This window comes from Candidatus Goldiibacteriota bacterium HGW-Goldbacteria-1, from assembly GCA_002839855.1.
Taxonomy (GTDB): Bacteria; Oederibacteriota; PGYV01; order PGYV01; family PGYV01; genus PGYV01.
The window spans coordinates 176,052-189,044 of the sequence record PGYV01000007.1 but is presented as its reverse complement, the minus strand read 5'-3'; the positions used below and the strand labels follow the sequence as shown (position 1 = coordinate 189,044).

Annotated in this window: 9 protein-coding genes; all 9 read left to right on the top strand. The window is 42.1% G+C overall.

Going from position 1 to position 12,993, the window contains the following annotated elements:
- The first annotated feature begins 60 nt into the window (after positions 1-60).
- On the top strand, positions 61-1,281 hold the full coding sequence (locus CVV21_08955) for a homoserine O-acetyltransferase (protein ID PKL91331.1): 1,221 nt from the start codon (positions 61-63) through the stop codon (positions 1,279-1,281).
- Positions 1,263-1,967 carry a methionine biosynthesis protein MetW gene (gene metW, locus CVV21_08950; GenBank protein ID PKL91330.1) on the top strand — a complete coding sequence of 235 codons (705 nt, stop codon included), beginning with the start codon at positions 1,263-1,265 and terminating at the stop codon, positions 1,965-1,967. The genes CVV21_08955 and metW overlap by 19 nt, the downstream gene beginning before the upstream one ends.
- Positions 1,968-2,104: 137 nt before the next feature.
- Positions 2,105-2,650, top strand: coding sequence for a hypothetical protein (locus tag CVV21_08945; GenBank protein PKL91329.1), 546 nt, complete (start codon positions 2,105-2,107; stop codon positions 2,648-2,650).
- A 61-nt stretch (positions 2,651-2,711) separates the two neighbouring features.
- On the top strand, positions 2,712-2,984 hold the full coding sequence (locus CVV21_08940) for an HU family DNA-binding protein (protein ID PKL91328.1): 273 nt from the start codon (positions 2,712-2,714) through the stop codon (positions 2,982-2,984).
- A gap of 204 nt (positions 2,985-3,188) precedes the next feature.
- Positions 3,189-5,510, top strand: coding sequence for a hypothetical protein (locus CVV21_08935; GenBank protein ID PKL91327.1), 2,322 nt, complete (start codon positions 3,189-3,191; stop codon positions 5,508-5,510).
- A 430-nt stretch (positions 5,511-5,940) separates the two neighbouring features.
- On the top strand, positions 5,941-7,716 hold the full coding sequence (locus tag CVV21_08930; protein ID PKL91326.1) for a hypothetical protein: 1,776 nt from the start codon (positions 5,941-5,943) through the stop codon (positions 7,714-7,716).
- 92 nt (positions 7,717-7,808) lie between these two features.
- Positions 7,809-9,422, top strand: coding sequence for a glucose-6-phosphate isomerase (locus CVV21_08925; protein ID PKL91325.1), 1,614 nt, complete (start codon positions 7,809-7,811; stop codon positions 9,420-9,422).
- A 178-nt stretch (positions 9,423-9,600) separates the two neighbouring features.
- On the top strand, positions 9,601-11,613 hold the full coding sequence (locus CVV21_08920) for an excinuclease ABC subunit B (protein ID PKL91324.1): 2,013 nt from the start codon (positions 9,601-9,603) through the stop codon (positions 11,611-11,613).
- 64 nt (positions 11,614-11,677) lie between these two features.
- Positions 11,678-12,880, top strand: coding sequence for a hypothetical protein (locus CVV21_08915; GenBank protein PKL91323.1), 1,203 nt, complete (start codon positions 11,678-11,680; stop codon positions 12,878-12,880).
- The last annotated feature ends 113 nt before the right edge of the window (positions 12,881-12,993 follow it).

Sequence of the window (12,993 nt, the reverse complement as noted above, 5' to 3'; positions counted from 1 at the left end):
TATGTTAAATTATCATTACAGAATAAAAAAATTCCGGTAAAGGAGAGTGTCGCGCGGTAAATGGAAAAACCCCCCGGTAATGCACAACCTGTTGTTAAACCGCAGTTTTTCACATTCGGCGAATCTCCCAATGAACTTATCCTTGAAAGCGGGCAGAAACTTGGCCCTGTAACCCTTTCTTATGAAGCATACGGCGAACTGAATAAAGATAAAACCAATGCTATTTTAATCCTGCACGCCCTGTCCGGCGACGCGCATGTGGCAGGTTATCTTGAAGGGCAGAACAAGCCAGGCTGGTGGGACCTTATGGTGGGCCCCGGCAAGGCAATGGACACCAACAAGTATTTTATTTTGTGTTCCAATGTAATAGGAAGCTGCTACGGTTCCACAGGTCCGTCTTCCTTAAACCCCAAGACAGGAAAGCCATACGGGCTTTCATTTCCAATTGTCACAATATCCGACATGGTAAAAGCGCAGAAGGCGCTTTTAGATTCGCTTGGTATCAGCCAGCTTGTGACGGTAATAGGCGGGTCTATGGGCGGAATGCAGGCAATTGAATGGACGCTGCAGTTTCCGGACGTCCCCAAAAGCGCCATTGTAATCGCTTCGTGCGCCGCTTTATCTGACCAGGAAATTGCGTTTGACACAGTAGGCAGAAATGCCATAAAGTCTGACACAGAATGGGAAAACGGGGAGTATTACGGCAAAGATAAAAAATTAAAAGGGCTTGCCATCGCAAGGATGATAGGGCACATCACATATTTAAGCGAAGAAGGAATGGCTGAAAAATTCAAACGCAGGCTGCAGAGCGGCGATAAAAATTTAAGCTATAAAATAAGGTATGAAAAAGAGGTACCGTGTACTACCGGGTCCACTGTGTTTGACAAGGATTTTGAAAGGGAGTTTGCCGTGGAAAGCTACCTTGCGTATCAGGGGGAAAAATTTGTAAAGAGGTTTGACGCGAACAGCTACCTTTATATAACAAAGGCAATGGATTATTATGACGCCGCGGCCAAGTGGGGCGGCGGCTCTTTAAAACAGGCGATGAAACGCACTAAAGCGGAGTATCTTCTTATCTCTTTTACTTCTGACATGCTTTTTTCCCCTGACCAGTCAAAAGCAATAGTGGAAGCGCTAAGGGTGAATAACAAAGACGTATCCTATATAGAAATTGACAGCAAGCACGGCCACGACGCTTTTCTTCTTGAAAAAAAGACGATGAATGAAAATAAAATTCTGTCACAGGCAATAAAGAATTTCCTATTACATTCAAGGACATAGCAGTGAATGAAAAGATAAGGGTGGAAGTAAAAACATATGATACGGAAAGGCTGAAAAAATTGACAACGGACAGACAGGCATACGAAAACAGGATAAACGAGGAAATCTCCGCCGTTATAGAAGACAAGGCAAGGGTGCTTGACCTTGGGTGCGGAAACGGCGACCTTCTAAAACTATTAATGGACAGAAAAGACATTTATGGCCTTGGTATAGATATAAGTACGGAAGCCGTATTGAACTGCGTAAAAAAAGGCGTATCCGTAATTCAGGAAGACATAGACGAAGGGCTTTCCCAGTATAAAGATAAATCATATGATTATGTAATAATGACAGAGACAATGCAGGCGGTGCAAAGGCCGGACAGCGTTTTGCAGCACATTGTGCGCATAGGTTCAAAAGCAATTGTTTCTTTTCCAAACTTTGCGCATCATTCCATAAGGTTCGGATTGTTTTTCAGGGGAGTGATGCCAAAAACGTCAAAGCTTCCTTATGAATGGTATAACACGCCCAATATCAGGCACCTTACAGTTAAGGACTTTAAAGAATTCTGCGCGAAGAACGGCATAAAAATATTAAAGGAAATTTATCTTGTAAAAAACGGCAACAGAATGCGCAGAAAATCTCTTTTTGCCAATTTTTTCGCGGAAGACGCGCTGTTTATAATACAGAAAAAGCAGTACATCTGAAATTAGAAATAAAAAATGCGTTATTTCCTAAGAAATAATAAACAGTGTCTGATATAAAGCCCGTAAACATTGATTTTTTTGTTGACCTGTCTGTTATAGTGTGTTATAAAATAAACAATTAAAATAAGGAGGGCAATATGGGAAAAAAAGCAGCAGCAATTGTTCTGGTTTTACTTTTGGTATTTTCCACTGTATGTATGGCCGAAAAGACAGAAGAACAGATTTATGACAACGCAATAAGCGTTAATGTATGGCCTTATCTTGGCGCGTTTTTTAATCTTGGGTATGAAAGAAAAATAATTGATAACTTAAGCGTAAGAGTAAGGGGTTTTTACTGGGGAATGAACCAGGCAGGCTGGGGGCTTATGGGATATGGCGCGGATGTTTTCTTTCACCCGCAGAACATTGGTCTGGTTGGATGGTTTTTAGGGCCAAGGTTTGATTCATGGGTGGCTTCATACTCGCAAGATAACCAGACAGCAACAGGGGCGCTTTATTTTCTTGGGCTTCAGGCAGGCTACAGATGGGTGTTTGAAGGCGGTTTTGAAATGGGTATATCTCTCGGCGGAATGAAAAATTTTGCCGCATCAGTTACATCGCCGGATGCCAATTTTGATGTGGACGCTCCTTTCAGCGGCGTAATTCTTCCTTCATTTGATTTTGAACTTGGGTGGGCTTTTTAATTAAAAATAAACGATACTATTCAATAAAAAGAACCACAAAATTATCAGGAGGTAGTGCAGCATGACGAAAAGCCAGATGATCGCAGCAATTGCAGAAGAATCAAAGATGAGCAAGAAAGAAGTTAACGCGGTTCTTGACGCGTTTAACGAAGTGGTTATCAAGACCCTTAAGAAAGAAAAAAAGGTTAAGCTTCAGGGACTTGGAATTTTAGCCGTAAAGAACAGGAAAGCAAGAATGGGAAGAAACCCCGCCACAGGCGCGGAAATCAAGATACCTGCAAAGAGAGTTGTAAAATTCAGGGTAGCAAAAGATCTTAAAGATAAAGTACTTTAATAGTTAATTGCCTGTAAAAAGGCAATCAAGTAATAAGATAAGAATCCCGGTTCCCGCAAGGGCGCCGGGATTTTTTTTTATTTATGCTGCAGGGTATTATTTATGATATATTTATAGTATATTTAGATGGAGTAAATAAGTTGACCGTACGGCATAAAATTAAGCCTGCCGGTTGTAATAAAACCTGATTTTACGGCTGTATTTGTGTTTGAATTAATTACAGGGGAAAAATTGAAAAAAATTCTTTTAATTTCAGTTTTAATATCTGCGGCGGCATGTTTTGTTTACGCCTCGGAATTCAGCGACGACATGCTTAAATCACCGGGAGTGCGCGCGTCAGGCCTGGCAGGCGCTTTTTCCGCGGTGGCTGATGATTATTCGGCGTTTTACTGGAACCCTGCCGGGTTATCCCTTCTTGATACCGCAAGCGCTAATATTTTTTATCATTCAATTTTTAAAGGGACTCAGTCTGATTTTGGTTTTTCAGTATTTTATCCGGGGCCGCAGGACATAGGGCTTTCTGCAGCCTACATAAGTACTTCATATTCTTCTTCAATTTTTTCAAAAGGTGTGCTTTACCTTTCGGCATCCGCCATTGTTGACAAAGCCAAAGAGTTCTATCTTGGGATAAATTTTAAAGGGACAAGCATATCTGCGGCCGATTATGATTTAAGCGCTTTTGTTCCAAGTTTGAATGCCGGAATAATGTACATACCGTTATACCTTGAGAAAAAAATGCGTTTTGCTTTTGTCATAAATGACCTGGATACCAATGCTGAATGGAATAACGGCGTAAAGGAAACGGTTCCGTATTTTGCAAGATTTGGAAGTGTCTATTTTTTTGATGATTCGGCTTTTGCCTCGCTTGACCTTAAATATATTTCAGGCCTTGCCGGCAATGAAGGTTTTGGCGTGCACTTTGGCGGCGAAAAGACGTTCGATAATGAGGTTGCCGGAAATTTTGGTTTCAGGGCGGGGTTTGCGTGGGAATCTCTTTATGAATCCGGAATTACGCTTGCTTTTGGCGCTTCATACGCAAGGAAAGAATTTAAAGTTGATTATGTTTTCCTGCCGGACATGAGAGGATTCGGGGAAACCCATAAAATAGATGCGGCATGGTTTTTTGGTGATTTGATTAAAAAAGAAAAAGAAGAAAAACCGTCTGTTATAACGGCTGAAAAAAAGACGGAAGAAAAAGCAGCCGCGGTTCCGGAAGACGCGTACACGCAGGCTTCTCTTTCAATCTCCTCAAAATACGTTTCTCCCGATAAGAACGGTGTGAATGATACTATAAAGTTTGTGATAAAAGACGCGCCTTATGATCCGGGTAATACGGTGACCACGCTTGAAATATTTAATTCCCTTAATGAAATTGTGCGGAAAATAAAGTACACGGGAAACGTGCCTCTTTCAATGGAATGGAACGGCCTTAATGAAGAGGCAATTGAATTAAATGACGGCGATTATACCGCGCGTGTGACCATTATGTCAGGTGAATCGCTGCTTTGGCAGAAGACAAGGGTGGTAACGGTGGATAAAACGCCGCCGGTATTTGATTTATATCTGGAACCTAAAGTGTTTGCTCCGGGGCCAATGACAGTAATAAAAGAAATGTCAATAAGCATAGAGTCAAAATACACGGACATAAAAGCGTGGCAGTTTTTTATAAAAGATGATGCCGGCCATACAATAAAAAAGATAACAGGAGAAGGGTTTACTTCCAGGCTTATGTGGAACGGAAAAGACGCGCTTTCAAATTACGCCAAAGACGGCGGCTACAGGGCTCAGCTTTTTCTTGAGGACCTTGCGGGAAATAAATATGACGCTTCAGAAAAGTTTATAATAAACACAGAAAAAATAAAATTCAGCGTTAATACCCAAAATGTAATATTTAAACCGGGCAGGGACAGCGTCACGGTTAATGTAAAGTTTCCTGAATTGCAGGTTTTAAACTGGTCAGCAGAAATAACCGACGGCGCGGGCAATGTAATGGCGGAATTTAACAATAAACCCCCGGGCATTAAAAGCGTTGTATGGGACGGCACCAACAGTAAAAATCAGTTTGTCACAGGCGGCAGGGGTTACAGGCTGAACGTGAAAGTTATACAGAAATCCGGCGTGTTGTCGGAACAAAAGAGCCTGCTGCAGGCAGACCTTCCGGAATTTAAGGCCACAGGCATAAAATTAATTCTTGCCGCGGTAAAGTTTCCGGCAAATGATGCAACGATACCAATTGAAGAATACAGCGTTTTAAATCAGGCAGCTGAAGCGGTAAAACAGTACGCGCAGGGATATAATATATTCATAAAAGGCTTCTCCACTGATTCCAATGATCCGGACAGGAACCTTAAAATGTCCATTGACAGGGCAAGGCAGGTTGCGGATTATCTGTCTGAAGGCAAAGGTATTCCGGCCGAAAATATATATATTGTTGGTTATGGCGACGGAGAATACGCGGATGTTTCCATCAAAGAATCAGCCCCCGCAAAGGGAAACAGGGTGGAAGTTGAACTGCTGACGGAGTAATTTAGAGGGACGAAAGATTACCTAACCCATAAACTAATATCCCATAAATTAAAACAACGCGCCCAGAAGGGCGCAATAGTTAATTTATTATTTGCTTACGTCCCTCTGACCCTCTATGCATCAGTTTTACAGGGTTTGGGTGTATTTTTTCAGCACGCGCCGCAAATTGGTAATCTTGTATCCAAACAAATTTGAAATCAGCAGGTATGTTAATTCATTGGCAATCGTAAGCCCGCGTAACATACATGTATGCCGGCGCTGCATTAAACCGCCCCTGCCGCATATACAGCAGGTTAGGGCGGCGCGCACTGAAAAAACACACCCAATCCCTGTTTGATTTTTCTATTCATCTAATTTTCGAATTTTCAATATTTGTTTATACTTCCGGCCATCCGTGCATCTGTCCATCCGTCCCTCCGGTTTTTAACAATTGAGTTTATACCCTGATTGTATTATAATATTTTATGTATTAATGTTGAAAAAGCCCCGTATTTCAGCGTTTATTACTTTTTCATTGCGGGAGACGGCATCAAGGGAGACGGCGATAGTGGACGCGGACGAAAAGAAGCTTTATGTAAAACTTGCCAACGGCTACTACCAGAATAAAGAGTACAAAAAAGCCATTGAACTGTATGAAAAACTGTACAGTGCCGATGCTGAAGATGTTAACATACTTAATATGCTTGCGGATTCATATTCCAAAACAGGCAATTCCTTAAAAGCGCTTGACGGCTATGTCGCGGCGCTTTCCATTTATGAAAAAAAACTTCAGTATGAAAAAGTCGTAAGGATAATAAAGAAAGTTATGAAAACCTATCCGGAAGAACCCAGGGTAAAAAATAAGCTTAAATCCGCTTTAAGGACTATGATACGCGACGCGGAAAAGAAAGTGATGGACGGGGAATTTGAAGAAGCCAGGAACATCTATGAATCCATAATTGATTTTAACAGTGAAGAATACCCTATAAATATAAAAATGAAGGAATTAAATGATGCCGAAGCCAGGCACAAATCCATCAAAATGAAACAGATGGAAAATGAAATGAAGGCGAAGACGTCCGGAACCGGAAACGAGCTTGTGGATAAATTTGAAATAATGGCGCAGAACTATCTGGATAACGGGGATTATGACGGCGCTGTGGAAACATATATTACCGCGCTTAAACTTGCGCCTAATGATAAGGGTTTAAGGGATAAATTGCACAGGGTGTATTCCATTGTTGCCTCAAAATCCACAGGGGAAAAAATATGGGAGAAACTTGACGGTTCACCTAAAGATAAGCTTGAAGAAGCAAAAAGAAAAGCGGTGGAAGAACGCAATAAAATAATAATGCAGGAAGAAGAAGACCGCGCGCGCCTGCTGCTGGAAGAAGAAGCAAAAATGCAGGGCGAATATGAAAAACTGGAGCTTGAAATTATTCAGAAAGCCGCTGTGGAGCTTAAAACAAAACTGGACGAAGCGCAGAAGAATGAAAAATTAAAAGCTGAAGAAGTTCAGAAAATAATGAAAGAGCAGGAAGAAAAGAAAAAAGCGCTTCTTGAAAAACTAAAACGTGAAGCTATAGATAAATGGAATAAACAAAAAGATGATATTATGAAAAAAGCAAGGGAAGGAATGCCGGAGCCGGAAATACAGGCAGCATCTAAGCCGCTTATTGCAAAACAGCCGGAGCCCGTTCCTTCGGCAGCGCCCTCTTTTGCGTCCGTGCCTGAAGAACCAAAGATGATAAAAATAAAAAATGAACCTGTTCAGCAGCCTTTCAAAATAGATGACCTTAGAAAACAGCCTGTAAATGGAGAAGAAAAGAAGAAAAGTTTATCTGACGCTTTAAAAGGGGCTTACGCGCTTCCAACGCTTGCCAAGTCCGCGCTGGAAACAGCAAGGGAAATAAAAAACGCGAAAGAAGAGGCGCCTGTTTCTGCCCCTTCTGTTGTTACCGCTTCCGCGCAGCCCATAGTGGAAGTGCCGGTAAGGAGTTCGTCAAAGTTTGATGAACTGATAGAAGATAATGAAATGGAATCAAGGGATGACCTTGAAGTAAATGATGACACTCTTGATTCGCTTATCACAACCGCATTTATATACATAAACCAGAATCTTTTAAAAGAAGCTCTTCATATTTATAATAAAGTATCTGAAAAATACAGCGGCAATCCTGAAGTTCAGCAGATAGCCGCTGAAGTGGCAAAAAGACAGGGGAAATAAAGCAGCTGATATGCAGCCACGCCGCATATAATACCTATTGAAGCCAATGTAAGCCGGCTAAAAAATTATTTTACATATAAAGGAGAAATAAAATGGCACAGACAGTGAAACTTCCGGCCTGGAAAGAATTAAAAGAAAATTATGAGAAGGTAAAAAATCTGCATTTAAGGGAGATTTTTGAACTTGACCCCAAGCGCGCGGAAAAAATGTTAATAGAAGATGAAGGTATTTATTTTGATTATTCCAAACACAGGGTTAACGAAGAAACCATAAACCTGCTTATTAAACTGGCAAAAGAAGCCGGCCTTAAAGAAAAGACAGAGGCAATGTTTAAAGGCGAAAAAATAAATAACACAGAAGACAGGTCTGTGCTGCACATAGCGCTGCGCGCCCCAAAAGGCAGTAAGATAATTGTGGACGGCAGGGATGTAATGCCGGGCGTACACGCCACGCTTGATAAAATGGCAGCTTTTTCGGAGAAGGTAAGAAAGGGAGAATGGAAAGGGTACACGGGAAAGACAATTAAAAATATAGTTAACATAGGTATCGGCGGGTCTGATTTGGGGCCGGTGATGGCGTACGAAGCTTTAAAAAAATACACGCAGAGAAACCTTGTATTCCGTTTTGTTTCAAACATAGATGATACGGATTTTGCCGAATGCACGCAGGATCTGAACCCGGAAGAGACGCTTTTTATTGTGGCATCCAAGACATTTACCACACTTGAAACAATGACAAACGCCCTTACCGCGCGCGCGTGGGTTTTAAACGCGCTTAAAGATGATGACGCTATAGCAAAGCATTTTGTGGCGCTGTCCACAAACGCGGAAGAAGTTTCAAAATTTGGAATTGACACCGTTAATATGTTTGAATTTTGGGACTGGGTGGGCGGCAGGTATTCCATGACATCGGCCATCGGGCTTTCTAATATGATAGCGCTTGGGGCGGATAATTACCGTGCTATGCTGAGCGGTTTTAATAAAATGGATGAACATTTCCGTACGGCTCCCTTGGAAAAAAACATGCCGGTAATTATGGCTCTGCTTGGCGTCTGGTACGCGGATTTCTTTGGCGCGGAAACAATAGCCGTGCTTCCGTATGAACAGTATTTAAAACGTTTTCCCGCTTACCTTCAGCAGATGACAATGGAAAGTAACGGCAAAACAGTTACCAATGAAGGCGAGCGTGTAACTTATCAGACAGGTTCCATATACTGGGGAGAGCCGGGAACCAACGGGCAGCACTCTTTTTACCAGCTTATACATCAGGGGACAAAACTTATACCGTGCGAATTTATCGCGTTCGGGAAATCACTTAACGCGACCGGTAAACATCACGACCTGTTAATGGCAAACGTGTTCGCGCAGTCAGCGGCCCTTGCGTTTGGAAAAACAGCGGAAGAAGTAAGGGCTGAAAAAACCCCTGAAAATCTTGTGAATCATAAGGTGTTTGAAGGCAATAAACCGTCCACCACAATATTAATGGAAAAACTTACCCCTGAAGCGCTGGGCAAGTTAATCGCGCTATATGAACACTGTGTATTTACGCAGTCTGTAATCTGGGGTATAAATGCTTTTGACCAGTGGGGAGTTCAGCTTGGAAAGGTGCTTGCGGGAAAAATAGCGCCTGATTTAGAATCAGAAACAAAACTTAATCATGACGCTTCCACCAACGCGCTGATTGCGAAATACAGGAAGATGAAATAATAGCACATTAGGCAATTAAGCAGATAAGCATAAGCGAAACATCAGGTTTTCTGCTATAGCTTAATTGCATAATTCGTTAAAGTGCTATGTTTAATGCTATAGCTTAATTGCTTAATTTGTTAAAGGGTTATGTTTAATGCTATAGCTTAAATGCTTAATCCGCTAAGGAGCTATTTTTTTGGATAAATTTAAAATAAAATCAGATTTTATACCGCAGGGGGACCAGCCCGCGGCAATTAAAAAACTTGTCTCGTCCATCGCGGCGGGGGAAAAGTTTCAGACCCTTCTGGGCGTTACCGGTTCCGGCAAGACTTTTACCATGGCAAAGGTAATAGAACAGCTTAACAGGCCAGCTATCATAGTCTCACACAATAAAACCCTTGCGGCGCAGCTTTATATGGAATTCAAGGAATTTTTTCCCGATAATGCCGTGGAATATTTTGTATCCTATTACGACTACTACCAGCCGGAAGCTTATATTCCCCATAGAGATATGTTCATAGAAAAAGATTCCGCGATAAATGATGAACTTGAAAGGTTAAGGCTGGCTTCCACTCAGAAACTTTTAACCCGCAGGGACGTTATCATAGTGGCATCTGTGTCATGCATATACGGTTTGGGTTCGCCGGAAAATTATAAAAATATCCGCCTTTTTATGGAAGAGGGCGGAAGAATGTCCGTAAATGACATAGCGGAAAGCCTTGTCCGCATGCAGTATCAGAGAAATGAATTTGAATTTACGCAGGGCATATTCCGCGTAAAGGGAGATATAGTTGAAATCTGGCCTGCTTATTCCACCACAGCCATAAGGGTGGAATTGTTCGGCGACGAAATTGAAAAAATATCAGAGATAGAACCCGTGTCTAAGAATGTGATTAACCGCATACGCAGGACAGCTGTGTTTTCCGCCTCTCACTATGTAATGGAACCTGAAAAAATGAAAGGCGTGGTTAAGCAGATAAAAGCGGAACTGGAAAGCCGGCTTAAGTTTTATAAGGAAAGGCCGGTGGAATTTGAAAGGTTAAAATCGCGCGTCAGTTATGACATAGAGATGCTTGAAGAAATGGGATACTGTAAAGGAATAGAGAATTATTCGCGCCTTATGGACGGCAGAAAACCCGGCGACGCGCCGTACACGCTTCTTGATTATTTCCCGGAAGACTACATGATGTTTGTGGATGAATCGCACGTTACTCTGCCGCAGTTTCACGGCATGAATGCCGGCGACCGCTCGCGCAAGAAGAATCTTATAGATTACGGGTTCCGCCTGCCGTGCGCTTTTGACAACAGGCCGCTTAACTTTGAAGAGTTTGAAAAAAAGATGAATCAGGTGGTTTTTGTATCCGCCACCCCGGGCGATTATGAACTTGAAAAATCCGGCACGGATAATATAGCAGAGCAGATAGTAAGGCCCACAGGGCTTATTGATCCGGAAATAGAGATAAGAAAGACAGACGGACAGGTGGATGACCTGATGGCAGAAATAAAAATACGCGCTGAAAAAGGGGAGCGGGTGCTGGTTACCGTGCTTACAAAAAAAATGGCGGAAAGCCTTACTTCCTATCTGAAGGATAAAGGGGTAAAGTGCCGCTATCTGCACAGCGATATTGACACGCTGGAGCGTATTCAGATAATAAGGGAGCTTCGCGAGAAAAAGTTTGACGCGTTAATAGGCATTAATCTTCTCCGCGAAGGTCTGGATATTCCCGAAGTGTCGCTGGTTGCCATTCTTGACGCTGATAAGGAAGGCTTTCTGCGTTCGGATAAATCGCTTATACAGACCACGGGCCGCGCTTCAAGAAACGTGAACGGCAGGGTGATAATGTACGCTGATAATATGACCGATTCCATGAGGCGCGCGATAAACGAGACAGACAGAAGGCGTGTAAAACAGAAAACTTACAATAAAGAACACAACATAACCCCCACGAGCATCATTAAAGAGATTAAATCCATTCAGGGAAGCGTTTATGAAATGGATTATTTTACGGTTCCTGTGGCAGAAGAAGAAATAAACATAGAATATACCGACAGGGCGGACCTGATGAAAAAAATGGAAGAAGAGATGGCAAAAGAGGCAGCCGCGCTTAATTTTGAACGCGCCGCAATACTGCGCGATAAAATAGAAGATATAAGGGGCGGAATAAATATAAAAAAAGGCAAAAAGAAAAAATTCGGTTTTAAGATATAAAAAATTGAAAAAGTTCTAAATACAGGTATAATTTATATACAAATAAATGCGGGAGGTATGGGAAATGAAAAAAGTTGTGGCTTTGTTTGGTTTTTTTGTTTTCGCGCTTGTTTTTGTTTTTTCGGGGTGTTCAAAAGACAGCGGTTCTTCTCCGTCACAGCCGGCTGCGACGCCAACGCCTGTTTTTACTTTGATTCACACGCCAACTGTTAATCCAACTCCTGGAAGCGTGGGAGGAACCTTAAACTACGATGTTTCCCTGGAAGGTAAACAGTATTTTGTGGTTATTGACAATAATGGGGATGAAACAGACGGTTACTTATTCATGTACAATAATCTGTGTACGGCAGGTACTTTTACTGATTTCTCTTTTGAACCTGATTTTGGACTGGGAACAAATTATTACGTGTATGCCATTGTTGATATGGACAATTCAGGGACATTCACGTCAGGTGATTTTCTGGGGTATGCAAATGCATCTTCGCCTTTTGAACCGCCTTCTTCCGCGTCAACATATCTTCCAAATACAGGGCTGTCAATTGAGCTGGAACGGTACTGGTATAACGTCACTGTTAATGTGACAATGCCCGGACTTTCTTCGGGTGACGCGCATATAGGTTTATTTTCAGAAAGTTTAAAACCCGGAGTAGAGCCTGAATATGGAACAGAGGTTTTGCCTGCCGGCAATAATTTCAGCGTCACTTTATACGGGGTTGAATCCGGAACATACATACTGGGCGGATTTGCGGACGCGGATGATTCAGATAATATAGACCCGTCTTACGGCGATTATGTAGGTGTTTATAATACAACAAATCTTCAGAATATCCCTTCTGCGCCGAATCTTACCGTAAACGGCAATATGACGGTAAACCTTACAATGGTCAACGTTGCGGACAATGTCGAAGGAACTGTAACAACGCCGGGTCAGGTCACCAGCGATGCGTATATCATATATGTTTCAACAGGGCCTATGTCAGACGGGTATGATCCTTTTACCGGCGTTCAGGGTACGACTCCCGCATCAGGTAATTCATTTAATTACAGTTTTTTTATGTTTTATCCGGGAACGTATTATGTTACGGCAGTTGTTGATGTTGACGGTAATGGATTGGATGACGGCCCTACACCGGGAGATTATGCGGGAATATGCGGTGTGACGCCGCCTATAACTGACTGGGATAATCCTTTCCCGGCAAGCCCAAATACATATCTTCCGGGATCAAACAAAGATATAACATGTGATACTTTTCCGGGGCCGGAATAAAAATTCTTAAATAATAAAAAAGCCCCGTGATTTTTGCGGGGCTCTTTTATTAAAGTGATAATCTTTATATTTGTTTTGTATTATAATGTAAAAACAGTAATATAATAATTTAA